Annotated in this window: 22 protein-coding genes and 1 riboswitch; of the genes, 16 read left to right on the forward strand and 6 right to left on the reverse strand. The window is 67.2% G+C overall.

The features are described 5' to 3' along the window. Nucleotides 1-6 precede the first annotated feature (6 nt). The 6 genes from V9L20_RS01255 (at nt 7) to arsC (ending at nt 5,614) form a co-directional block, all read left to right on the forward strand. Nucleotides 7-1,194, forward strand: a complete 1,188-nt coding sequence (locus V9L20_RS01255) for a dihydrodipicolinate synthase family protein (protein ID WP_337295190.1) — start codon at nt 7-9, stop codon at nt 1,192-1,194. Nucleotides 1,195-1,283: 89 nt separating this feature from the next. Next, nucleotides 1,284-2,162: a sugar phosphate isomerase/epimerase family protein gene (locus V9L20_RS01260; protein ID WP_337295191.1), complete on the forward strand. Its 879-nt coding sequence runs from the start codon at nt 1,284-1,286 to the stop codon at nt 2,160-2,162. 336 nt (nt 2,163-2,498) lie between these two features. Next, a complete protein-coding gene (locus V9L20_RS01265) occupies nt 2,499-3,590 on the forward strand; it encodes a DNA glycosylase AlkZ-like family protein (protein WP_337295192.1) in 1,092 nt (363 codons plus the stop codon). A 114-nt stretch (nt 3,591-3,704) separates the two neighbouring features. Continuing rightward, nucleotides 3,705-3,878: riboswitch (FMN riboswitch) on the forward strand. A gap of 108 nt (nt 3,879-3,986) precedes the next feature. Then, nucleotides 3,987-4,502, forward strand: coding sequence for a 6,7-dimethyl-8-ribityllumazine synthase (locus tag V9L20_RS01270; RefSeq protein WP_258505341.1), 516 nt, complete (start codon nt 3,987-3,989; stop codon nt 4,500-4,502). A gap of 32 nt (nt 4,503-4,534) precedes the next feature. Next, the gene (locus V9L20_RS01275) at nt 4,535-5,221 is read left to right on the forward strand and encodes a glutathione S-transferase family protein (RefSeq protein ID WP_337295193.1); all 687 of its coding nucleotides are present in this window, start codon (nt 4,535-4,537) and stop codon (nt 5,219-5,221) included. Between the two features lie 9 nt (nt 5,222-5,230). After that, the gene (gene arsC, locus V9L20_RS01280; RefSeq protein WP_337295194.1) at nt 5,231-5,614 is read left to right on the forward strand and encodes an arsenate reductase (glutaredoxin); all 384 of its coding nucleotides are present in this window, start codon (nt 5,231-5,233) and stop codon (nt 5,612-5,614) included. A gap of 17 nt (nt 5,615-5,631) precedes the next feature. Here the strand turns inward: arsC and V9L20_RS01285 are convergent, their stop codons facing one another. Both V9L20_RS01285 and V9L20_RS01290 read right to left on the reverse strand, forming a co-directional pair. After that, complete coding sequence (locus V9L20_RS01285) at nt 5,632-6,384, reverse strand: sulfite exporter TauE/SafE family protein (protein WP_337295195.1); 753 nt, start codon at nt 6,382-6,384, stop codon at nt 5,632-5,634. A gap of 54 nt (nt 6,385-6,438) precedes the next feature. Then, entirely contained in the window at nt 6,439-7,692 is a 1,254-nt protein-coding gene (locus V9L20_RS01290) for an MFS transporter (protein ID WP_258505337.1), read from the reverse strand. 88 nt (nt 7,693-7,780) lie between these two features. Here V9L20_RS01290 and V9L20_RS01295 point away from each other — a divergent pair, with 88 nt between their 5' ends. From V9L20_RS01295 to V9L20_RS01320, 6 genes are all read left to right on the forward strand, one after another. Next, nucleotides 7,781-8,677, forward strand: coding sequence for an AraC family transcriptional regulator (locus V9L20_RS01295; RefSeq protein WP_258505336.1), 897 nt, complete (start codon nt 7,781-7,783; stop codon nt 8,675-8,677). A gap of 92 nt (nt 8,678-8,769) precedes the next feature. After that, on the forward strand, nt 8,770-9,486 hold the full coding sequence (locus tag V9L20_RS01300) for a phosphatase PAP2 family protein (protein WP_337295196.1): 717 nt from the start codon (nt 8,770-8,772) through the stop codon (nt 9,484-9,486). Nucleotides 9,487-9,580: 94 nt separating this feature from the next. Beyond that, on the forward strand, nt 9,581-9,823 hold the full coding sequence (locus V9L20_RS01305; protein WP_337295197.1) for an acyl carrier protein: 243 nt from the start codon (nt 9,581-9,583) through the stop codon (nt 9,821-9,823). After that, the gene (locus V9L20_RS01310; protein ID WP_337295198.1) at nt 9,820-11,028 is read left to right on the forward strand and encodes a beta-ketoacyl-[acyl-carrier-protein] synthase family protein; all 1,209 of its coding nucleotides are present in this window, start codon (nt 9,820-9,822) and stop codon (nt 11,026-11,028) included. The genes V9L20_RS01305 and V9L20_RS01310 overlap by 4 nt, the downstream gene beginning before the upstream one ends. A gap of 67 nt (nt 11,029-11,095) precedes the next feature. Continuing rightward, complete coding sequence (locus V9L20_RS01315) at nt 11,096-12,832, forward strand: SulP family inorganic anion transporter (protein ID WP_337295199.1); 1,737 nt, start codon at nt 11,096-11,098, stop codon at nt 12,830-12,832. An 18-nt stretch (nt 12,833-12,850) separates the two neighbouring features. Next, nucleotides 12,851-13,735: a LysR family transcriptional regulator gene (locus tag V9L20_RS01320; protein WP_337295200.1), complete on the forward strand. Its 885-nt coding sequence runs from the start codon at nt 12,851-12,853 to the stop codon at nt 13,733-13,735. A gap of 6 nt (nt 13,736-13,741) precedes the next feature. On the opposite strand, the gene V9L20_RS01325 is transcribed toward V9L20_RS01320, so the two are convergent. Further along, nucleotides 13,742-14,311 (reverse strand): DUF3299 domain-containing protein, encoded by a 570-nt coding sequence (locus V9L20_RS01325; RefSeq protein ID WP_337295201.1) that lies wholly within the window; start codon nt 14,309-14,311, stop codon nt 13,742-13,744. A 114-nt stretch (nt 14,312-14,425) separates the two neighbouring features. Between V9L20_RS01325 and V9L20_RS01330 the strand changes: the two genes are divergently transcribed. Beyond that, nucleotides 14,426-14,956: a hypothetical protein gene (locus V9L20_RS01330; protein ID WP_337295202.1), complete on the forward strand. Its 531-nt coding sequence runs from the start codon at nt 14,426-14,428 to the stop codon at nt 14,954-14,956. On the opposite strand, the gene arfB is transcribed toward V9L20_RS01330, so the two are convergent. The 3 genes from arfB to V9L20_RS01345 are packed head-to-tail and all read right to left on the reverse strand — an operon-like array spanning nt 14,925 to nt 17,231. Further along, nucleotides 14,925-15,332 carry an alternative ribosome rescue aminoacyl-tRNA hydrolase ArfB gene (gene arfB, locus V9L20_RS01335; RefSeq protein ID WP_157613180.1) on the reverse strand — a complete coding sequence of 136 codons (408 nt, stop codon included), beginning with the start codon at nt 15,330-15,332 and terminating at the stop codon, nt 14,925-14,927. The two genes, V9L20_RS01330 and arfB, sit on opposite strands and share 32 nt — an antisense overlap. Before the next feature lie 16 nt (nt 15,333-15,348). Then, complete coding sequence (locus V9L20_RS01340; RefSeq protein ID WP_337295203.1) at nt 15,349-16,533, reverse strand: acetyl-CoA C-acyltransferase family protein; 1,185 nt, start codon at nt 16,531-16,533, stop codon at nt 15,349-15,351. A 44-nt stretch (nt 16,534-16,577) separates the two neighbouring features. Further along, the gene (locus V9L20_RS01345; RefSeq protein ID WP_337295204.1) at nt 16,578-17,231 is read right to left on the reverse strand and encodes a TetR/AcrR family transcriptional regulator; all 654 of its coding nucleotides are present in this window, start codon (nt 17,229-17,231) and stop codon (nt 16,578-16,580) included. Nucleotides 17,232-17,400: 169 nt separating this feature from the next. On the opposite strand from V9L20_RS01345, the gene V9L20_RS01350 reads away from it, so the two are divergent. From V9L20_RS01350 to V9L20_RS01360, 3 genes are all read left to right on the forward strand, one after another. Then, nucleotides 17,401-18,264, forward strand: coding sequence for an ABC transporter ATP-binding protein (locus tag V9L20_RS01350; protein WP_337295205.1), 864 nt, complete (start codon nt 17,401-17,403; stop codon nt 18,262-18,264). Next, a complete protein-coding gene (locus V9L20_RS01355) occupies nt 18,261-19,142 on the forward strand; it encodes a branched-chain amino acid ABC transporter permease (protein WP_337295206.1) in 882 nt (293 codons plus the stop codon). Before V9L20_RS01350 ends, V9L20_RS01355 begins: the two co-directional genes overlap by 4 nt. A 336-nt stretch (nt 19,143-19,478) precedes the next feature. After that, the gene (locus V9L20_RS01360) at nt 19,479-20,516 is read left to right on the forward strand and encodes a branched-chain amino acid ABC transporter permease (protein ID WP_258505324.1); all 1,038 of its coding nucleotides are present in this window, start codon (nt 19,479-19,481) and stop codon (nt 20,514-20,516) included. Nucleotides 20,517-20,522 lie beyond the last annotated feature (6 nt).

Here is a 20,522-nt window from a genome sequence, read left to right on the forward strand (position 1 = left end):
GGCAGCATGGCATTTTCGCTGACCCTTCCCACCGCGAGCGGCTCGCTCGCACCGTACGCCCTGCGCGGCACCGCGCCGGTCAAGCCCGAAGCGGGCGTCAAGTTCAACCGCATCGCCTATTCGGCCGCACACGTGGTGGCCGATCCGCTGGCCGCGGTGGACCCGTGGCTGCACGCTGCAGTCGACTGGGACACCACCATCGCCTACCGCCGCCATTTGTTCTCGCTGGGCTTGGGCGTGGCAGAAGCCATGGACACCGCGCAGCGCGGCATGGGCCTGGACTGGCCGACCTCGCTGGAGCTCATCCGCCGTTCGCTCGACGCGGCGAAGGACGTGCCCGGCGCGCTGGTGGCTTCGGGCTGCGGCACCGACCACCTGAACATCGACGACGTGAAGAGCGTCGACGACGTGATCCGCGGCTACGAAGAGCAGATGGCCGCCATCGAGGCGCTTGGCGGCAAGCTGATCGTCATGGCCAGCCGCGCCCTCGCCCGCGTGGCGAAGAGCCCCGCCGACTACGAGCGCGTGTACGACCGCATCCTGAGCCAGGCCAAACAGCCGGTGGTGTTGCACTGGCTCGGCGACATGTTCGACCCGGCCCTTGCGGGCTACTGGGGCAACAAGGATGTGGACGCAGCGATGGACACGGCCCTCGCCGTGATTGCCGCGCATCCGCACAAGGTGGACGGCATCAAGATTTCGCTGCTCGACAAGGACAAGGAAATCGCCATGCGCCGCCGCCTGCCAGCAGGTGTTCGCATGTATACCGGCGACGACTTCAATTACGCCGAGCTGATTGCCGGCGACGGCTTCGGCAGCGAGCCAACGCACGGCAAGAGCGATGCGCTGCTGGGTATCTTCGACGCGATCGCGCCCGCAGCAAGTGCGGCGCTGGGCGCGCTGGCGCAAGGCAACACCGAGAAGTTCCACGCGATTCTCGGCCCCACGGTGCCGCTGTCGCGCCACATCTTTGCGGCGCCCACGCGCTTCTACAAGACCGGCGTGGTGTTCATGGCCTGGCTCAACGGCCACCAGAAGCACTTCGCGATGGTGGGCGGCCAGCAGAGCACGCGGTCGCTGCAGCACTTTGCCGAGTTGTTCCGGCTGGCCGATGCGGCCAACCTGCTGGAGCAGCCGGAACTGGCGGTGCGGCGCATGAAGACATTGCTCGCGCTGCACGGCGTGGAAGGCTAGTCATGCGCCCCCACGCTCATCACTTCGTGTATCGCTGCCCCCCGAGGGGGCGTTCAGTGCCCTTCGGGCGGCCGGGCGGGCACTGACCCATGCGCGATTTCTCCCAGAACCACGACTGGCTGTCGATCAATACGGCGACCATCCGCAAGCAGTCGGGCGCCGAGGTGCCGCTGGACCGCATCATCGACCAGTGCGCCGAACGCGGCATCCGTGCGATCAGCCCCTGGCGCGACCAGGTGGCCGCCGTCGGGCTCGACAAGATCGCGAAGCAGTTGAAGACGCACGGCATCGATCTCTCGGGCTACTGCCGCGGGGGCTTCTTTCCCGCGCCCGATGCGGCAGGCCTGAAGGCAGCGCTGGACGACAACCGCCGCGCCATCGACGAGGCCAAGACGTTGAACGCCCCGTGCCTGGTGCTGGTGGTCGGCGCGCTGCCCGGCGCGCTCGACGGCAAAGCGGCCTACAAGGACATCGGCCGTGCGCGCGGCGAAGTGCGCGACGGCATCGCCGCCTCGCTGGAGTACGCCCGCGAAGTCGGCATGCCGCTCGCCATCGAGCCGTTGCACCCCATGCAAGCAGCCGACCGCGCCTGCATCAACACGCTCGAACATGCACTGGACATTTGCGACGAGCTCGATGCGGGCAAGAGCGGCATGCTGGGCGTGGCGCTGGACATCTATCACGTGTGGTGGGACCCGAAGTTGCAGCAGCAGATCGCCCGCGCCGGCCGCGAGCGCCTGCTGGCGTACCACGTCTGCGACTGGCTCACGCCGACACGCGACTTGCTGTCTGACCGCGGAATGATGGGCGACGGCGTCGTGGAACTCAAGAAAATCCGCGGCTGGGTCGAAGAGGCGGGCTTTGCGGGGTTCAGCGAAGTCGAGATCTTTTCGAACCTCGACTGGTGGCAGCGGAGCGGTGACGAGACGCTCGATGTGTGTATTGAACGGCATAAGAAGGCTGTTTGAATTTTTTTGCCTGTGGGCGCATTCGGGGTCGTGTTCAGGGCTTGTGCAAAGGCCACCGGGTACTCCCCTCCGCGAATGTCCCCCGGGGCTGCGCCCCTCCTCCTTTATTTCGCTGCGCGGAGCACCCGATGCCCTGTGCACCTGGGCACGCCGCTGGTGTACGGCTGATCAACCAGTGCTCTGAACTCGCACCCGCTGGCGGGGTGCCTTGCGCAGCGAAATAAAGGAGGAGGCCGCAGGCCGGGGGACATTCGCGGAGTAAGGTACCCCGTAGGCGGGTGCGCGCCCCGAAACAGCAGCGCTACGAAAAACAGCCACTTGTGCTGCAATTCGCCCATGGCTACCCCGACCCTCGACGACCTGCGTCGCTATGCAATTGCCCGCACGCTCTTCAAGCCCACCACCCTCCCCGGCGCGATCCGCCAGCTCGGCTTTGTTCAGGCAGACCCGATCCGAGCCCCTGCACGCGCGCAAGACCTGACGCTGCGCCACCGCGTAAAAGACTACCGCGCGGGCGATCTTGAAAGCCGCTACACGCGCCTGGCCATCGAGGAAGACTGCCTCGTCAACTACGGTTTTCTTCCGCGCGAGCACTTGGCGCTGATGCATCCGCGCGAACCCAGGCAGCCATGGGACGCGGATACCCGCCGCAAGGCAGCCGATGTGCTGGCCTTCGTGCGCGAGCGCGGGCCGGTGCATCCGCGTGAAGTCGAACAGCACTTTGCACATGGCAGCGTCAAGAACTACTGGGGCGGCTTCAGCAATGCGACGACGCGGCTGCTGGACGGGCTGCACTATCGCGGCATGCTGCGCGTGGTGCGGCGCGACAGCGGCACGCGTGTTTACGAAGCCGTTACGCATGCGCCCGCCGACGAAAGCCCCTCCGGCCGTGCCCAACGCGCCGCCGCGCTCATCGACCTGGTGGTGCGCAAATACGCACCGCTGCCGGCTGCGAGCCTGACGTACCTAGTGCGGTTACTCGGGTACGGCGCGCCGCATCTCTCGGCGCAGACCCAGGCCGCATTGCGCCTTGCACGTGAAGAGCTTGCTAGCTGCCGCATCGACGGCACCACCTGGTATTGGCCGGCCAGCGAGAACCCGGCCTCGCGCCGCCACGCGCCTGATGATGAAGTGCGCCTGCTCGCACCGTTCGACCCCGTGGTGTGGGACCGCCGCCGCTTCGAGCTGCTGTGGGGTTGGACATACAAGTTCGAGGCCTACACGCCGGCGCCCCAGCGGCGGTTCGGCTACTACGCACTGCCGATGCTGTGGCACGACCGAGTCATAGGCTGGGCCAACGTCACCGCACCTGAAGGCCGGTTGCATCCTGCGTTCGGCTATGTCGACCGCAAGCCGCGCGATGCGGCCTTCAGTGCGGCGCTGGACGACGAGTTGCAGCGCATGACGCAGTTCCTCATGAAGCGCTGAACCGCGGTCGTCTGCAAAGAAAATCCCCGCGTCGCAGAAGGTCTGGCGCGCGGGCGACAACCCATGTCGGCGCCCGCTCCTAGAATCGCGGCGTCGCCCGGCATGCCGGACGGCAAGCGTTCTCAGGGCGGGGTGAAACTCCCCACCGGCGGTAATGGCGGCTTCTTCGAGAGATGAACCGCACGAGCCCGCGAGCGCCCGCGGCCTGCAACAAACAGGCTGCGGGGTCAGCAGATTTCGGTGCAATTCCGAAGCCGACGGTCACAGTCCGGATGAAAGAGAGCGCGAAAATGCGGGCTGGCCCGCGTGCTTTGCCGTCTCCGGTGCAATGGCGCGTGGTCTGGCGTGCGGTTTCGTGCGCCCTGATTCAGGAAACCTGCTTTCAAGAGGCACACCATGAGTCAGATCAACGACCTTCCCCTTTCCGCCATCAACGCGTCGGGCAATCCGCGCGGCGAGCGCATCGCCTTTGTCGAGGCGCAGTGGCATTCCGACATCGTCCACCAGGCGCGGGACGCCTTTCTTGCCGAAATGGAACGGCTCGGCGTGGCGCGCGACCTCATCGACGTGTTCGATGTACCCGGCGCCTTCGAGATTCCGCTGCACGCCAAACGGCTTGCCAACTCGGGCAAGTACGCCGCCATCGTGGGCTGCGCGCTGGTGGTGGATGGCGGCATCTACCGCCACGAGTTCGTGGCCAGCACCGTGGTCAGCACGCTGATGTCGCTGCAGCTCGAAACCGACGTGCCGATTTTCTCGGCCGTGCTCACGCCGCACCATTTCCATGAGCATGTGGAGCATCGCAAGTACTTCCACCGCCACTTTGCCGTCAAGGGCACCGAAGTGGCCGAGGCCTGCGTGAAGACCCTCGAAGGCCTGAAGAAGGTCGACGCGCTGCTGGCCACCGCGTGACAAGCGGCAGGCTGCTGCAGTAATCTGGGCGGATGACTTTTTCATCCGCTCCTTCGAACGACCGCTACACCCTCTACGGTGCGCCCGGTTCCGGCGCCACGCCCGTTCATGCGGCGTTGACGCTGATCGGTGCGCAGGTCGACACCGTCGACGTCTCTCCGTGGGAGGGCGAATCCGAGCGCGAGCGCGTGTCGGGCATCAACCCGATGCGCCAGGTGCCCGCACTCGTGCTGCCTTCGGGCGAGGTAATGACCGAGAGCGCGGCCATCCTGATCTGGCTTGGCGATCGTTATCCGGAGGCGGGGCTTTGCCCCGCGCCCAACGATCCGCTGCGCGCGCGCTATCTGCGCTGGATGGTCTACCTGCCGGCGGCCATCTATTCGCTGTACTGGGTACGCGACGATCCCACGCGCCTCACGCCCGACCCTGCAGCCCAGCCCGCGATGCTCGAACGTTCGGCCGAGCGCATTGCGCACTGCTGGCACCTGATGGACACGCAGATCGACGAACCCGCGCCCTACCTGCTCGGCGAGAAGATCAGCATGCTCGACCTCTACGTGACCGTGCTGTCGCGCTGGACGCCGCATCGAAAGCGCTTCTACCGCGTGGCGCCGCGCATGGCCCAGGTGGTGCGGCGCGTGGACGCCGATCCCCGGCTGGCCGATTTCTGGGCGGAGCGCTTTCCTTTTTCGCTGGACCCGCAGGTGCAGAAAGACTGACGACGACGTATGACCGCACGCACCCCGACCACTGCGTATCCGATGACCATCTTCCACAAGCCCAACTGCAGCACGTCGCGCAACGTGCTGGGCTTGATCCGCGAGAGCGGCGTGGAACCCGAGATCGTTCTCTACCTGGAAACACCGCCATCGAAGAGGAAGCTGCGCGATTTGGCAAAGGCCATGGGCATGGGCGTGCGCGACCTGTTGCGCACGAAGGAAGCGCCTTATGAAGAGCTGAAGCTGGCCGACCCGAAATGGACCGACGACCAGTTGTTCGACTTCATCGTCGCCCACCCCATCTTGCTGCAGCGGCCCATCGTGGTCTCACCGCGCGGCACGCTGATGTGCCGGCCATGGGCGCGCGTGCGCGAGATTTTGCCGACTGCGTAGAGACGCAAGCCCGCGGTTCAGCCGCGCTGCAGCAGTGCAGGCACGCCCGAGGCCAGCATCGCCACGCCAGAGGCTGTCAGCAGCCCCAGCACCAGTTTGCGGAACGCCGCCTCGCTGATGCCGATGTAGAGCCGCGCGCCCAAGAGCACCGGCACCGCGACGGCGAGCGCCACCACGCCCAGCAGCGGCACCATCGAACGGCCGATGCTGCCGGTCGCCAGGTGGATTGCAAACGCCACCAGCAGCATCGAAAGATTGAAGTTCTGGATCACCGCGCGCTGCGTGTCGCGCTGGAAGCCGCGCAAGGTGCACCAGAGCGTGGGAATGGTGCCCGAGAAGCCGCCGATGCCCGCCATGGCGCCGCCGATGGTTCCCGCGATGCCGTCGGCGATTCGTCCGCCGAAGGTCACCTTTGGCAGGTGCTGCGACATCAGCATGGCAGGACACCACAGCACCAGCAGCACGCCGAGGCAAACCTTGAAGAGCACCAGATCGAGGTGCGGCAGCAGCCACACGCCGAAAGGCACGCCGACCAGCCCGCCGAGCACGAAGGGCCACAGCACATGCCTGTCGAAAGCGCGGCGCACCGTGACCGCCGCAATCACCTGGCCGGTGAGCGCGCCGAACAGCGAAAGCACGGCGGCCAGTTGCGGCTCCAGGGTCCAGGCCCAGACCGACATGGCCACCAGGCCGAACGCAAAACCGGACAGGCCCTGCACAAAGCCCGCCAGCACGGCGCCGGCGATCACATACACATACAAGGCCTGCATGCGGCCGATGATATCGACCGCATGCTTACCGCCATGTTGGCGGCGCCCGACGCGTCAGGCCGAGGCCGGCACCAGTGCCGTGCGGCGCACCTTCGTCACATTGAAGGCACTGGCAATCAGCACGCCCTGCACCAGCGCCAGGCCGACGATCACGCTCGTGTACTGGGCATGGTCCATGAGCCGCCCGAACACCAGCGGCGCCAGCGCCTGGCCGATATCGAGGCCCGCATACACCACGCCGTAGACGCGCCCCGTGGCGTTGGGCGGCGTCGATCGCTTGACCAGCAGGTCGCGCGAAGGCCCGGCCACGCCGGACACGAAACCCATCACGCCGAACAGCACCGGCACCAGCACCGGCGGAAACTGCGCAAAGGCCAGCACCAGCGCCACGGCCGCCGCAATGCCGAAGCCCGTTCCCACGATGCGCTCGCAGCGCGACGGATCGGAAGCGAGAAAGCCGCCCGCCACCATGCCGGCCGCGCTGGCCACCATGTACACCGTCAGGCAAACCGCCACCAGCGCCACCGGCACCGCGTGCAGATGGCCCGCCGCCACCGGCGCGAAGGTCTGCACCACGCTGATCACGACGGCATACAAAAAGAAGAAGCCGAAGCACATCCACACGGCCGGAATGCGCAGAAAGTCGAACTCGCCGCCGATGGGCGCGGGCTCGCCGTGGCCGGTGGCTTTTTGCACCGCCTTCACATCGAGCGACAGCACGCTGCGGTAAACCCAGAGCACCAGCAGCACCACGATGGCCAGCGCACCTGCCGATGCCAGCGCCACGCGCCAAGAAAAGGCGATGGCAATCGGCACCACGAAAGCCGGTGCCAGCGCCCAGCCCAAGCTGCCGGTGATACCGTGCACGCTATACGCATGGCCGAGCCGCGTCGGCGCGACCTTGCGGTTGAAGAGCGTGTAGTCGACCGGGTGGAACACGCCGTTGCCGATGCCGCCCACGATCGCGCAGGCCAGCAGCATCCAGTAGCTCTGGGCCATGGCATAGCCGAAAGCCGCCAGCGCCAGCGCCCCAAGCCCCACGAAGAGCACCGGCCGCGGACCGAGCTTGTCGACGATGAAGCCCGAGGCCGCCTGCACGACGCACGAAACCACGAAGAACACCGTCAGCACCGCGCCAAGCTCGGTGTAGCTCACGTTGAACGCGTCCTTCAGCCAGGGGAACAGCGGCGCCAGGATCAGCTGGCTGAAGTGGCTGATGGCATGGGCCAGGCCGACGAGGCCGATCAGCTGGGCATCGCTGCGCAGGCTGGTGGAAGGGGTGGCTGTCGGGGAGGAAGTTGAAGACATGGATTGCTACAAAAAACCGGGCAGGCACCGATGCTATGCCCGCAGGTCGCGGCAGAATGGCGATACAGCGACAACATTTGTCGAAACCATGCCAAGCGCCGTTTCCACCTCTTTTTCAACCGATTCCACAAGCCCGCGCGCCGCCAAGCCACGCGGCCCGAACGTGGCACCGGTCACCAGCGTCGCCTCGCTCACGCCGCACCTCTACGCACCCGACGCGGTGCGTCCGCTGCGCGCCAAGGAACATTTCCTGAGCGCAGACACCTTCGTCGAACTGCATCAGCACCCCTGGCCGCAACTCACCTTCTCGACCCGCGGCGTGATCCGGCTCAGCACGCAGGACGGCAGCTACATCGTGCCGCCCTCCCGCGCGGTCTGGGTGCCGGCCAACATGCCGCACAGCATCATGCTGATCGAGGATGCCGAGCTGCGCACCGTTTATCTGCATGCCTGGCTCGGCCCGCCATGGGAAAAGTGCGAGGTGCTCGAAATCAGTCCCTTGCTGCGCGCGCTGATGCTCGCGCTCGACACCACGCCCGATGGCCTGCCGCCCGCCGATCCGCATGCACCGCAGCGCGAACGCATGATCGCCCCGCTGCTCGTCGACGAGCTGGAGCGTGCCACCCAGATACGCATCGACGTGCCGCTGCCCACCGACAAGCGGCTGCGCCAGCTCTGCGAAGCGCTGCTGCGCAACCCCGCCGACCGGGCCACGCTGGCCGAGCGCGCCGCCGCCATCGGCGCGAGCGAGCGCACCGTGGCGCGGCTCTTTCGCGACCAGCTCGGCATGAGCTGGCAGCAATGGCGGCAGCAGGCCGTGATGGCGCATGCGCTGCCGCTGCTGGCGCGCGGCATGGCCGTGAGCCAGGTGGCCGCGGCCAGCGGCTATGCGACCGACAGCGCGTTCTGCGCCATGTTCAAGGCAGCGACGGGGCGCTCGCCAACCTCGTTCCAGCACCGGAAGCGATCGGCCGCGCTCGCCTGACCCGCTGCAATCGCTTCAGCCGCATGGCGCCGTCATGGCGCTCTGGCAAGATCGGCGGGCCCAAGAAACCACGGACCCGACCGACCTGCCCCATGGCGCCCATTTCCCGATCGCACCGCCCCCTGACCTGGACCGCAGACATCGGCGAGCGCATCCGCTCCCTCTTCTGGCTCAAGGCGATCGGCACCACGGCCTTCACCTGGCTCTTCTTCATCGGCTATTTCCATCTGCTGCGCAACCCGGCGTACCCGGTCACGGTGATGCCGCTCACGGCGCTGGACCACCTGATACCGTTCCAGCCCTATACGCTGGGCGCCTACCTCTCGCTCTGGTTCTATGTCGGCATTGCGCCCGGACTGCAACTGGGCTTTCGGGAACTGGTGGTCTACGGACTGTGGATCGGCGCGCTGTGCCTCACGGGCCTGGGCCTCTTCTACTTCTGGCCCACGCAAATACCGCCGCTCACCATCGATGTGTCGGGCTACCCGGGCTTTGCGATGCTGCAGGGCGTGGATGCTGCGGGCAACGCCTGCCCCTCGATGCACGTGGCCGTGGCCATCTTCACGGCCATACGCCTGGACCACGTGCTGCGCGAGGCGCGCACGCCAGTCTTTCTGCGTGTGGTCAACTGGATCTGGTTTGCCGCCATTGCCTACTCGACACTAGCCGTGAAGCAGCACGTGGTGCTCGACGCAGTGGCCGGCGCGCTGCTGGGAACGGCCTTTGCGCTCCCCTCCCTGCGATGGCGGCCGGCCTACCGGAACCGGCCGACTACTTTGGTGGGAGCGGATATCATTGGCCATCACTGACCCACACGCCGAGCGAGGAAGGGGTCGATCCCATGGAGCACCCTGAGGGGTGGCGATCGATCAGCGGCCGGCACACGACAACAGGCATCGCACGATGAGTTCGCTGAAGGAATTGCAGGACCTGATCCACGAGAAGTACGGTATCGAACCGTCGAAGCTCGATCCCAACGCATCGATGCGCGACACCGGCGGACTCGACTCGCTCGCGCTGGCCGAGTTCCTGTTTGCCATCGAAGACCACTTCGGCATCACCATGCCCGACGACGACGCGAACATCGACACGCTGGGCGAACTGGCGCTGCTCGTCGACAAGGTCAGGGCCGCGAAGGCAGCGTGAACCACGAGGTCTACGTCACCGGCCTGGGCGTCATGGCGCCGCACGGCGGCGAGCCCGATGCGCTGTTCCAGGCGCTGCAGGATGGCCAGTCGGCCATCCGCCCGATCTTTCCCGACCTGCCCAAACCGGCCGCCGCGGCCACCGTGGCTTTCGACGAAACACGCTGGTTCACCAAGCTGCAGCTCGCCGGCGTCGACCGCGTCAGCCAGCTTGCGGTGGCCGCCGCCGATCTCGCGCTGCAGGATGCGGGCTTCGACCGCGCAGACGCCGACCCGGAGCGCATCGGCGTCTACGCCGGCTGCGGCATGGGCGGCGCCGCGGCGCTCGAGGCGGCCTACCGCGGCGGCATGCGCGTGCCGCCGCTCACCATTCCGGCTTTCATGCCCAACGCTCCTGCGGCGCACGTGGCCATGCGCAACGGTGTGCAGGGGCCGGTGCTCACCTATTCGGTCGCCTGCGCCTCGTCGTCGGTGGCCATTGCCGAAGCCGCCAAGGCCATTCAACGCGGCGAAGTCGACCTGGCGATTGCCGGCGGCAGCGAGGCACTCATCGTGCCGGGCGTCGTGCTGGCATGGCAGGCCATGCAGACGCTGGCCACCTTCCAGCCCGGCGAAGCAGCCGGCGCCGTGCGCCCCTTCGCGGCCGACCGCAACGGGTTTGCGCTCGGCGAGGGCGCGGCGTTCATCGTGCTCGAATCGGCCGAGCGCGCCCGCCGCCGCGGCGCCCGCAGCTACGCCACGCTCGCGGGCTGGGGCCTCAGCAGCGACGCGACGCACCTCACCAAGCCCGACGCCCCCGGGCAGGCCCGCGCATTGCGCGCCGCCCTGCGCCAGGCCGGCCTGCAGCCGCGCGACGTGGGCTACTGCAACGCGCACGGCACGGCCACGCGCATCGGCGACGTGGTCGAGCGCAACGCGCTCGCGGAGGTCTGGGGCGACGACCTTGAACATCTGCGCGTCAGCTCCACCAAGGCGCTGCACGGGCACATGCTCGGCGCCGCCGGTGCGGTCGAGGCCGTCATCACCGTGCTTGCGCTGCTTCGGCGCCAGTTGCCGCCCAACGCGCACTGCAGCGAGATCGATCCCGCTTGCAGCCTGAACCTGGTCAAGCCCGGCGAAACCGCCGCGCCTGAACTCCAGGCCGCCATCAGCAACTCGTTCGCTTTCGGCGGGACCAACTCGGTGCTGCTCTTTCGCAGGGCCTAGCGCGACCGGCTGCAGCGCACGGTGCCGGGGGTAAGCTGACGCCGGAACAGAGTGCCCCTCCTTATTCATGAATCCGGCAGCCTCCCCCTCTTCTTCTTCCCTGCGCCAACGCCTCTCGCGCTGGGTTCCCTGCCTCGCCTGGCCGCGCCCCTCGGCTGCGCTGCTGCGCAACGAGGCCATGGCGGGCATTACCGTGGCGCTGATGGTCATTCCCCAAGGCGTGGCTTACGCCGCCCTGGCGGGCATGCCGCTGGTCACCGGTGTTTACGCGGCGCTCTTCCCGGCGCTTGTTGCGGTGATCTTCAGTTCATCGCAGCGGCTGTCGGTCGGGCCCACGGCGCTCACGAGCCTGCTGGTGGGCGCATCGCTTGCGCCGCTGGCGGTGCCCGGCAGTTCCGAATGGGTGGCGATGGCGGTGTGGCTCACATTGATTTCGGGTGCCATCCAGGTCGTGCTGGGCGCCGGGCGTTTCGGCTGGCTGCTGCGGCTGGTGAATTCGCCGGTGTTGATCGGCTTTACGCAAGGTGCCGCGGTGCTCATCGCCATTTCGCAATTGCCGGCGCTGCTGGGCTTCACCGGGCGCACCATTCCGCAGGTGCTGCAGGGCGGCCCGCCGCCCGACCTGGTGGCCGTTGCCTTCGGGCTCGGCAGCATTGCGGTGCTGTGGCTCGGCAAGCGCCTGGCGCCGCGCTTCCCCACCACCATGGCGCTGGTGGCTGGAGCCGCGGCCATCAGCTGGGCGCTCAACTACGCATTGCGTGGCGGCGCGGTGGTGGGCAGCCTGCCCTCGGGCCTTCCTTCGTTCTATTGGCCGGGAGTTCTGCCGCCAGCAACGCTCGGCGCACTCGTGCTGCCGGCGCTGATGATCACGCTGGTGAGCTTTCTCGAGACCGCATCGAGCGCCAAGGTCGACAACGCGCGCGCGGGCACGCTCTGGAACGAGAACCAGGATCTCATCGGCCAAGGCTTGGCCAAGCTGGCCTCGGGCTTCTCCGGCGCCTTTCCCACCAGCTCGTCGTTCTCGCGCTCGGCCATCACGCTGTATGCGGGCGCGCAGACCGGGTGGGCGACGCTGTTCAGCGTGGCGGTGGTGGCCGGCGCCTTGCTGTGGCTGATGCCGCTGCTCTATCACGTGCCGCAGGCGGTGCTGGCGGCGGTGGTGGTCACGGCCATTCTCGGGCTGGTCAAGCCGGCGAGCTTTGCCGCGCTCTGGCGCGTGTCGCGCATCGAGGCGGGCATTGCGTTCGGTACCTTCGTGCTGACGATTGCCACGGCGCCCAGCATCTACTGGGGCGTGCTGGGCGGGCTGCTCGCGAGCCTGGCTCACTACATGTACCGCCACCTGCATCCGCGCATCATCGAGGTGGGCCTGCACCCCGACGGCAGCCTGCGCGACCGCAATCTCTGGAAACTGCCGCCCTTGGCGCCGCATCTGTACGCGCTGCGCATGGATGCCGAGCTCGACTTCGCATCGGCCTCCACGCTCGAGCGCGCGCTCACGGTCGCGCTGGCCGAGCGGCCTGACCTGACGGACGTGTGCCTCTTCGCCCAGCCCATCAATCGCATAGACATTACGGGGGCCGAAGTGTTCGGCTCCATCCGGCGAATGATGGAAGCCAAGGGCGTGCGGCTGCATCTGAGCGGGCTGAAGCTGCCCGCGATGCAGGTGCTGGAGCGTGCTGGACTGCTCGCGCCCGGGCCGATGCTCTTCAGCTACCGCACCGATTCAGAGGCACTGGCGGCGCTGACGCAGGCCGCCGAAGCGGTGCCTCCCGCGCCGGTACAGGGCGAAGCCGTCGCCTGACAGGCGGCACTTCTTGCAATGAAGACCACCATCGAAGAACTGGTCGCGTTTCGCGCCGTGGTGGACACCGGCTCCATCACCGCGGCCGCAGAACAGCTCTCGCAGACGGTGTCGGGCATCAGCCGCGCGCTGAGCCGGCTCGAGCAGAAGCTGGAAACCACGCTGCTGCGGCGAACTACGCGGCGGCTCGAACTCACGGAAGAAGGCGCCGCCTTCCTGCTGCACACGCGCGCCATCCTCGACGCCATCGACGAAGCGGAAGAGCAGCTTGCCGCGCGGCGCCAGCAGCCCGCCGGACGCTTGCGGGTGAACGCGGCCTCGCCTTTCATGCTGCATGCCATCGTGCCGCTGGTGCCGGAGTTCCGGCGGCTGTTTCCGCAGATCAGCCTGGAGCTCGACACCGACGACCTGCCCATCGACCTGCTGGAGCGCCGCACCGACATTGCGATCCGCATCGGGCCGCTGCGCGACTCCACGCTGCACGCCCGTCCGCTCGGCACGCACAGGCTGCGCGTGCTCGCAAGCCCGGCCTACCTCGAAGCGCACGGAAAGCCGCGCAAGGTGGCAGACCTGGGCGGCCACGCACTGCTGGGTTTTACGCAGCCCGAATCGCTCAACCGCTGGCCGCTGCGCAGCGTGCATGGCGACGAGTGGACCATCACGCCCACGCTCGCCGCCTCGAGCGGCGAAACGCTGCGCCAGTTGGCACTGGCGGGCACGGGCATCGTCTGCCTGTCCGATTTCATGACCGGCGCCGACCGCGCAAGCGGTGCACTGGTGCAAGTGCTGGCCAAGGAAACGGTCGACGTGCGCCAGCCGGTCAATGCGGTGTACTACCGCAACACGCAGCTGTCGGCGCGGATCACTTCGTTTCTGGATTTTCTTTCGCAGCGCATGGGCTGACGAGGCTCAGCGCGCCGCGACAAAGGGCTCGACCGAGGCCGACTTGATCTCGTAGCCGCTCACGCCCATGTCCGCCGAGGAATAACGCGCCGCCTTCAGCAGCCCGCTGACGCGCACCGTATCCATCGCATGCAGGCCCTTCACCGTATCGGATGCGATCACGTGCACGATCTGGTTGGCGGGCGGCGGCGGGGTGTGGATGCAGGCACCGAAATAGGGCACCAGCAAGAACTCGCGAATACCGCCCTGCGTGTCGTCCAGCGGCACCACAAAGCCCGAGAGCCGCGCAGCGGTGCCGTCGAGCGCCACGTTGACCGGCGCGTTGTCCCAAACGGCACGCATCTCGTCGAGCATCTGCACCGCGCGCGGATCGTTGTCGCGCAGCGATTCCAGGCTGATGTTGCGGTAGCGCTTTGTCGGGTCCCAGTCCTTGGGAACGAGCTCTTCCCACTTGAGCTCCTGCACCGCGCCGATTGCAGCCGGGCTGCCCTCGGAAGCCGGCCCGCACCCCGTCAGGGCCAATGCGGCCAGGGCAAGCAGCAAAGCCGGCAAGGCGCGGCAAAAGAGGGCTCTCATGGCGCCTATTGTGCTTGCGGCCCGTGTCAGGCAGCTTAGCGGGGCCTTAATGAAGGAGACAAATTGCCCACCGGCCGGCAGAATCTCGCGACCACGACTCCGAGGAGATCCGGCATGGCAGCGACAGGATGGCTGGGACTCACGTCCCTTGGCATTGTTCATACCGCGATCAGCCTGATCGCCGTGATCGCGGGGCTGATCGCCCTGTTCCGCTACAAGGAAATCACGCTGCGCACCGGCTGGGGCCGGATCTTCGTGTGGACCACCGTGCTGACTTGCCTGACGGGCTTCGGCATCTTCCAGCACGGCGGCTTCGGCAAGCCGCATGCACTGGGCATCCTCACGCTCGCAGCGCTCGCCCTAGGGGCGGCCGCCGGGCGCGGCGCCTTCTTCGGCCAGGCGTCTCGCTACATCGAAGCCGCGGCCTTTTCGGCAAGCTTCCTGTTCCACTGGATTCCGGCTTTTACCGAAACCCTGACGCGCCTGCCGCTGGGCGCCCCGCTGTTGCCGAACGCCGATGCGCCTGAGCTCAAGGCGATCACCGCGGTGCTCGGCGCGCTGTACCTGATCGGCTTGACGCTGCAGGTCAAGCGGCTGCGCGGCGGCAAGCCGGTCAGTCCCGCACCGGCCCGCGCAGGTTCTTGATCTGCGAGCGCTGGCTCTTGCCTTCGAGCCGGCGCTGCTTCGAGCCGTAGGTGGGCTTGGTGGGGCGCCGCACGCGCGGCGGCGTGGCCACGCTATCGACCACGGCCTGCAGGCGCGCCAGAGCGTCGGCGCGGTTCATCTCCTGTGTGCGGTGCTGCTGCGCCTTCAGCACGAAAACGCCCTCCTGCGTGATGCGGCTGTCGCGCAGCGCGAGCAGCCTCTCCTTCACGTCGGCGGGCAGCGAACTCGCGTGGATGTCGTAGCGCAGGTGCACCGCGCTCGACACCTTGTTGACGTTCTGCCCACCCGCGCCCTGCGCCCGGATGGCGCTGATCTCGACCTCGTCGGGGTCGATCAGGATGGGTGGGCGGAGCATGCCCGCAAGTGTGCCTTCAAACGCGTTCGAACACGGCCGCGATGCCTTGGCCGCCGCCGATGCACATCGTCACCAGCGCGTAGCGGCCGCCCGTGCGGTGCAGCTCGGCAATCGCCTTGGTGGTGATGATCGCGCCGGTCGCGCCCACCGGATGCCCGAGCGAAATGCCCGAGCCGTTGGGGTTGACCTTGGCCGGATCGAAGCCCAGCTCCTTGATGACCGCGCAGGCCTGCGCCGCAAAGGCCTCGTTCGACTCGATCACGTCGAAATCGCCCACCTTCAGCCCGGTGCGCTCCAGCACCTTGCGCGTGGCGGGCACCGGACCGATGCCCATGTAGGCGGGCTCCACGCCGGCGTGCGCGTAGCCGACCAGGCGCGCCAGCGGCTTGAGGCCCAGCGCGTTCACGCGGCCACCCTCTGCCAGCACCACGGCGGCGGCGCCGTCGTTGATGCCCGAGGCATTGCCGGCGGTCACGAGGCCGTCCTTCTTGAAGGCGGGCTTCATCTTCGAGAGCGTATCGACGCTGGTGTCGGCGCGCACGTGCTCGTCGGTGTCGAACAGCACGACGCCCTTACGCGTCTTGACCTCCACCGGAACGATCTGTTCCTTGAAGCGGCCCGCGGCAATGGCGGCGGCGGCGCGCTGCTGGCTGGCCACGGCCAGCTCGTCCATCTGCTCGCGCGTGATGCCGTAGCGCGCGGCCACGTTCTCGGCGGTGATGCCCATGTGGATCTTCTCCCACGGGTCATGCAGGATGCCGAGCATGTAGTCGACCAGCACTGCGTCGCCCATGCGCGCGCCGTAGCGGGCCGAGGTGTCGAAGTACGGGCCACGGCTCATCGACTCCGAGCCGCCGCCAATGGCGATGTCGCAGTCGCCCAGCGCAATGGCCTGCGCCGCCGACACGATGGCCTGCAGGCCCGAGCCGCAGAGGCGGTTGACGTTGAAGGCCGGCGTCTCGATGGGGCAGCCCGCGTCGATGGCTGCCACGCGGCTCAGGTAGGCGTCCTTCACGTCGGTGGGGATCACGTTGCCCATCACCACGTGGCCGATGGCATCGGCCGCAACGCCGCTGCGCTCGATGGCCGCCTTGACTGCGGTGGTGGCCAGCTGGGTGTTGGGCACATCCTTCAGCGAGCCGCCGAAGGTGCCGATGGCGGTGCGGGCGGTGCCGACCACGAAGATGTCGCGTTGGGTCATGGGGCGGGTCTCCTGGATTGGAAAAGATTCGTTTGGGCGGGCGCTCACCGGGCCTTTACCGCGGCGGGCTTTCGGCGCGCGCCGGCGGCCGGGCGATGCAGTACGCCATTCAACAGCAGTTCGATGCCCTGGTCGGCAATCTGGTCGGGCGTGAGGTCGCCGTCGGGGCGGTACCAGCGGCCGATCCAGCTGAGCGCGCCGGCCAGCATGAAAGCCGCCATCTTCGGATCGCAGGGCGCGAGCGAGCCCTCGGCCACGCCTTCCGCGATGAGCCGGCGAAACTGCCCGTCGATACCGGCCTTGAGGCCGCGCAGCTCCTTTTTCAGCGGATCTGGCAGCGGGTCTTCGCCGATGCGGATCACACACATGCCGAAGTCCTGCGTCACCACGCTCGAGTAGATGCGCATGCAGGCCTTGAGCTGGTCGATGGCGCTGCCGCCCGCGGCGCGCACCTCGTCGATGCCGGCCTGCATGAGGTCGAGCGCAATCTTCACGCACTCCAGCAGGATCTGGTCCTTGCTCTCGACGTAGTAGTAGACGGTGGGCTTGCTGACATTGAGCCGCTCGGCAATGTCGTCGAGCGAGGTGGCATGGAAGCCGCGCTCGTTGAAGAGCTGCGCGGCCGTCTGCAGCACGGCGTTGCGTTTGAGCTCGCGCTGCTGCGCGCGCTTGTCCGCGGGCTCCCAGGGAGAAGCCATGGAGGATGCGATGAGGGCTGGGCGGGGCATGGGGTTTGTGCGGGCGGGGAAAGTCCTGATGCCGCGCGATGCGGCGAACTGTGACATTACCCGCCAGTAGGAATTTTACGGGCCAGTAGCTTTTCTGCCCCTGGACACAAACCCTGACCCTATCCCAACGCTGCGAGCCATGCCTGACGAGCCCTCACGGGACGCCTCTCCCGCCTCTGCCTCCACCGTGCTGCAGGTCGAGGCGTTGACGCTTTCGTTCGGCGGCGTGAAGGCGCTGACGAACGTGGGCTTCGGCGTGGCCGCGGGCTCGATCACCGCGGTGATCGGCCCCAATGGCGCGGGCAAGACATCGCTCTTCAACACCATATCGGGCTTCTACAAGCCCGCGCAGGGCCGCGTGCTGTTCGAGGGCGAGGACATCACCCGCCTGCCCGCACCCAAGCGGGCGGCGCTCGGGCTGGCGCGCAGCTTCCAGAACATTGCGCTCTTCCGCGGCATGACGGTGCTCGACAACATCAAGCTCGGCCGGCATGCACACCTGAAGACCAATGTGTTCGACGCCCTCTTCTACCTGGGCCGGGCGCGGCGCGAAGAGGCCGAGCTGCGCCGCGACGTGGAAGAACGGATCATCGACTTCCTCGAGATCGATCACATCCGCCACGCCTCCGTGGCCGCCCTGCCCTACGGTTTGCAAAAGCGCGTGGAAATGGCGCGCGCACTGGCAATGCAGCCCAAGGTGCTGATGCTCGACGAGCCGGTGGCCGGCATGAACCGCGAAGAGACGGAAGACATGGCGCGCTTCATCCTCGACGTGCGTCGTGAGTGGGGCGTCACGGTGCTGATGGTCGAGCACGACATGGGCATGGTGATGGACCTGTCGGACCACGTGGTGGTGCTCAACTTCGGCCAGGTCATTGCGCAGGGCACGCCGGCGCAGGTGCAGGCCGACCCCGAAGTGATTCGCGCCTACCTGGGCGCGGGCGATGTCGGCGAGCTGCGGCGCAAGCTGCGCGGCGAGTCCATGGCGCAGGCGGCCGCATGATGGATTGGGCCTATCTCTTCGAAATCGCCCTCACGGGCATCGCGGGCGGCGGCCTCTATGCATTGGCCGCGCTGGCCTTCGTGCTGGTCTACAAGGCCACGCGCGTGGTCAACATCGCCATCGGCGAGATGCTGATGATCGGCGCGTACCTGTTCTTTGCTTTCGCCGCGAGCTTCTCGCTGCCGATCTGGCTCGCGGTGCTGGGCTCGGTGATCGGCACAGGGCTGCTGGGCGCGGTGATCGAACGCACCATGATCCGGCCGCTCCTGGGCGAGCCGCCGATTTCGGTGTTCATGGTCACGGTCGGGCTCGCGTCCATCCTGGTGGGGCTGGTGGAGATCATCTGGACCGCCGACCAGCGCCGGCTGCCGGAGTTCCTGCCCAACGCACCGGTGATGATCGGCGACGCGTTCCTCGCTCCCAAGATTGCCTATGGCGCACTGATTGCCGTGGTGTTGATCGGGCTGGTGCTGCTGCTGTTCCGCTTCTGGCGCGGCGGCGTGGCGCTGCGGGCCACGGCGTCGGACCAGGCCGCGGCGTACTCGATGGGCATCAACGTACCCCGCGTGTTCTCGCTCGCATGGGTGGCCTCGGCCATGATCGCCGCGGTGGCCGGCATCATCGTCGGCGCCATTGGCGGCATCTCGTCGTCGATGGGCGTGTTCGGGTTGTCGGTGCTGGTGGTGGTGATCGTAGGCGGGCTCGACAGCGTGCTGGGCGCGTTGGTCGGCGGCCTGTTCATCGGATTGGTGGAGGCGCTCGCGGGCTCGTATCTCGGCGGCGAATACAAGCTTCTCGCAACCTTCATCGTGCTGGTGCTCGTGCTGATGGTGCGGCCCTATGGGCTGTTCGGCACGCATGAGATCGAGAGGCTTTGAGATGACTCTCTCTTTTGCACGCTGGAACGTGGTTAGGGCTTGTTGTTCAGGGTGCGCCCCCGCCGACGGGGTACCTTTCTCCGCGAATGTCCCCCGGCCTGCGGCCTCCTCCTTTATTTCGCTGCGCAAGGCACCCCGCCAGCGGGTGCGTTATACGGAGCAGTCGTTGATCAGCGGTACACCCAGAGCGTGCCCCAGTGCACAGGGCACCGGGTGCTCCCCGCAGCGAAATAAAGGAGGAGCCGAAGGCGGGGGACATTCGCGGAGGGGAGTATCCGGTGGCCTTTGCACGCGCCCCGAACAGCAGCGCAAAACCCGCAAGAAGAGGGAAAACCGATGCGCATAGGCACCCTCAAGCAAAGCTACACAGCCGATGCGGCGCTGTTCGACTCACGCACCCAGAAGGCATGGCTGGCAATCGGCGCAGCCCTGCTGGTGCTGTTCCCGTTCATGGCCAGTGACTACTGGCTCTATCTCGCCTGCCTTGTCGCAATCAACGTGGCCAGCGCCACGGGCCTCAATATCCTCACCGGCTACACAGGGCTGGTGAGCCTGGGCCAGGCGGCGTTCATGGGCCTGGGCGCCTACACCGTCGCCATCATGCAGACCCGGCTAGGCACGCCCTTCGTGCTGAACATCGTCGCAGGCGGCATCGTCGCCATGCTCGGCGGGCTGGTCGTCGGCCTTCCCTCGCTGCGGGTGAAGGGCCTGTACCTGGCCATCGCAACCATTGCCGCGTCATTCATTGCGCACTTTTTGTTCGCCAACCTCAAGCTCACGGGCGGAACCTCGGGCCTCTCCCTGCCGCCGGCGCAGTTCTTCGGGCTGCCGCTGGACACGTCGTTCCGCCTCTACTGGGTGATCGTGCCCGTGATGGTGCTCATGGTGCTGGGCGCAGCCAATCTGTTTCGCACGCGCGTGGGCCGCGCCTTCATCGCCATCCGCGACCGCGACATCTCGGCCGAGGTGCTCGGCATTCCACTGCTGCGCTACAAGCTGCTGTCGTTCGGGCTCTCGTCGTTCTATGCCGGCGTGGCGGGCGGGCTGTGGGCCTACTTCTTCCGCGTGGTCACGCCCGAGAGCTTTCCGCTCCTGATGTCGATCTTCTTCCTGGCCGCCATCATCGTCGGCGGCATGGGCACGATCCTCGGCGGGATCTTCGGCGCGGTGTTCATGACCATGGTGCCCGAGCTGCTCAAGCTGGTGGTCGACCTGCTGCCGGGCGGTGTCGAGATGACCGTGTTTCTCTCACCCGTGCGCACCGTCGTGTTCGGGTTGCTCATCGTCGGATTTCTGGTGTTCGAGCCGCATGGGCTCGCAGAAGTGTGGCGGCGCATCCGCCGCTTCTTTCATCTATGGCCCTTCCGTAACTAGACCGCA

The sequence above is a fragment of the Variovorax sp. CCNWLW225 genome (genome assembly GCF_037204045.1).
Classification (GTDB): Bacteria; Pseudomonadota; Gammaproteobacteria; order Burkholderiales; family Burkholderiaceae_C; genus Variovorax.

Bases quoted from the DNA above. Each gene is read 5' to 3' on its own strand.
- V9L20_RS01255 (WP_337295190.1), top strand. From the start codon at position 7: ATGGCATTTTCGCTGACCCTTCCCACCGCGAGCGGCTCGCTCGCACCG.
- V9L20_RS01260 (WP_337295191.1), top strand. From the start codon at position 1,284: ATGCGCGATTTCTCCCAGAACCACGACTGGCTGTCGATCAATACGGCG.
- V9L20_RS01265 (WP_337295192.1), top strand. From the start codon at position 2,499: ATGGCTACCCCGACCCTCGACGACCTGCGTCGCTATGCAATTGCCCGC.
- V9L20_RS01270 (WP_258505341.1), top strand. From the start codon at position 3,987: ATGAGTCAGATCAACGACCTTCCCCTTTCCGCCATCAACGCGTCGGGC.
- V9L20_RS01275 (WP_337295193.1), top strand. From the start codon at position 4,535: ATGACTTTTTCATCCGCTCCTTCGAACGACCGCTACACCCTCTACGGT.
- arsC (WP_337295194.1), top strand. From the start codon at position 5,231: ATGACCGCACGCACCCCGACCACTGCGTATCCGATGACCATCTTCCAC.
- V9L20_RS01285 (WP_337295195.1), bottom strand. From the start codon at position 6,384: ATGCAGGCCTTGTATGTGTATGTGATCGCCGGCGCCGTGCTGGCGGGC.
- V9L20_RS01290 (WP_258505337.1), bottom strand. From the start codon at position 7,692: ATGTCTTCAACTTCCTCCCCGACAGCCACCCCTTCCACCAGCCTGCGC.
- V9L20_RS01295 (WP_258505336.1), top strand. From the start codon at position 7,781: ATGCCAAGCGCCGTTTCCACCTCTTTTTCAACCGATTCCACAAGCCCG.
- V9L20_RS01300 (WP_337295196.1), top strand. From the start codon at position 8,770: ATGGCGCCCATTTCCCGATCGCACCGCCCCCTGACCTGGACCGCAGAC.
- V9L20_RS01305 (WP_337295197.1), top strand. From the start codon at position 9,581: ATGAGTTCGCTGAAGGAATTGCAGGACCTGATCCACGAGAAGTACGGT.
- V9L20_RS01315 (WP_337295199.1), top strand. From the start codon at position 11,096: ATGAATCCGGCAGCCTCCCCCTCTTCTTCTTCCCTGCGCCAACGCCTC.
- V9L20_RS01320 (WP_337295200.1), top strand. From the start codon at position 12,851: ATGAAGACCACCATCGAAGAACTGGTCGCGTTTCGCGCCGTGGTGGAC.
- V9L20_RS01325 (WP_337295201.1), bottom strand. From the start codon at position 14,311: ATGAGAGCCCTCTTTTGCCGCGCCTTGCCGGCTTTGCTGCTTGCCCTG.
- V9L20_RS01330 (WP_337295202.1), top strand. From the start codon at position 14,426: ATGGCAGCGACAGGATGGCTGGGACTCACGTCCCTTGGCATTGTTCAT.
- arfB (WP_157613180.1), bottom strand. From the start codon at position 15,332: ATGCTCCGCCCACCCATCCTGATCGACCCCGACGAGGTCGAGATCAGC.
- V9L20_RS01340 (WP_337295203.1), bottom strand. From the start codon at position 16,533: ATGACCCAACGCGACATCTTCGTGGTCGGCACCGCCCGCACCGCCATC.
- V9L20_RS01345 (WP_337295204.1), bottom strand. From the start codon at position 17,231: ATGGCTTCTCCCTGGGAGCCCGCGGACAAGCGCGCGCAGCAGCGCGAG.
- V9L20_RS01350 (WP_337295205.1), top strand. From the start codon at position 17,401: ATGCCTGACGAGCCCTCACGGGACGCCTCTCCCGCCTCTGCCTCCACC.
- V9L20_RS01355 (WP_337295206.1), top strand. From the start codon at position 18,261: ATGATGGATTGGGCCTATCTCTTCGAAATCGCCCTCACGGGCATCGCG.
- V9L20_RS01360 (WP_258505324.1), top strand. From the start codon at position 19,479: ATGCGCATAGGCACCCTCAAGCAAAGCTACACAGCCGATGCGGCGCTG.